This is a genomic window from Mesorhizobium sp. M2C.T.Ca.TU.002.02.1.1 (assembly GCF_003997225.1).
The window spans coordinates 1-767 of the sequence record NZ_RZTO01001385.1 but is presented as its reverse complement, the minus strand read 5'-3'; the positions used below and the strand labels follow the sequence as shown (position 1 = coordinate 767).

The following is a 767-nucleotide window of genomic DNA, read 5'->3' as shown; positions in this document are numbered from 1 at the left end:
TGATTTCACCGCCGCCTTCGGCATGCCGGTGAAGCTCGTCAACGACGCGCTGATGCAGGCGATCGGCAGCTATGACGGCGGCCGCATGTTGTTCCTCGGCCTCGGCACGGGCCTGGGCGCTGCCATGATCATCAAGAATGTTGGCCAGCCCATGGAGCTTGCCCATCTGCCCTACAAGAAGGGAGCGACTTTCGAGGATTATGTCGGCGAGCGCGGCCTGGCGAAACACGGGAAGAAAAAATGGCGCAGATACGTTTTCGACGTGGTCGGCAGGCTTCGCGCCGCCTTGCAGCCCGACTATGTCGTGATCGGCGGCGGCAATGTCGACAAGCTCGATGAATTGCCTGAGAAATCCCGGCGCGGCGACAACACTCGCGCTTTCGAGGGTGGATTTCGTCTATGGCGCGACAAGGCGCTGATCGTCTGATATTGTTACATTTCAGTATAATTGTTCAAAACAGCGTGTATTGACGCGACAAAACGTTGCGCCACGCAGATTTGCCGACTAGGAATTCGCCGGCCTGCGGCCCCTGCGGCTTTTCAGAATTCGCCAACAACGCTCGCAGCGCCTTGATATTGTACACCGCGACAACCGGATCGGTTTCGCGGCCTTGCGGCAGAAATGGAGGGATTACGTGGACGAGGACACCAGCACAGCCAAGGAAGTCGACCTGCTCGAGCTCACCGCTCACATCGTATCGGCCTATGTCGCGAAGAACCGCCTGCCCGCTTCGGACCTGGGCGGACTGATCGCCAGCGTCGCCTCC

1 protein-coding gene and 1 pseudogene are annotated in these 767 nt (G+C 59.3%); both read left to right on the top strand.

The annotated features are described in order from the left end of the window. Positions 1 to 427, top strand: a pseudogene (locus tag EOD07_RS36255) (ROK family protein); the annotation flags it as partial. Positions 428 to 635: 208 nt separating this feature from the next. Then, the coding region (locus EOD07_RS38960; protein WP_348627805.1) for a MucR family transcriptional regulator at positions 636 to 767 on the top strand (132 nt) is incomplete at its 3' end.